This is a genomic window from Bacillus sp. SIMBA_074 (genome assembly GCF_046534555.1).
GTDB lineage: Bacteria > Bacillota > Bacilli > Bacillales > Bacillaceae_G > Bacillus_A > Bacillus_A mycoides.
Genome location: NZ_JAWRYM010000923.1, coordinates 1 through 252, shown reverse-complemented (window position 1 = coordinate 252; position 252 = coordinate 1). Strand labels below are relative to the sequence as shown.

The following is a 252-nucleotide window of genomic DNA, read 5'->3' as shown; positions in this document are numbered from 1 at the left end:
CTAGAAAACGCGCTCGCTGATTTACCGGAAACACCTGATGCGCTCAACGTGCTGGACCTGCGCAAACTAGGCATTAATAGCACCAGCGCACAAACTCAGCGGTGCTTTGAGGCCCAGCAGTGGTCGCTCGCATTAGAAGCTAGCGGCTTGGAAGCTCAAGGCTGCAAGGTCACTCTGTGGCTACCCACGCAAGGCTATCAAAGTACAGATGATGCGGCGCTCTGGGGTTTTGGCCGTTCACTCGCTAACGAA

At 55.2% G+C, this 252-nt stretch carries 1 protein-coding gene; it reads left to right on the top strand.

Going from position 1 to position 252, the window contains the following annotated elements; all coding sequences use genetic code 11:
* Positions 1-252 (top strand): hypothetical protein (locus SB773_RS33475; protein ID WP_410594762.1); only part of this gene is annotated, 252 nt, incomplete at both ends.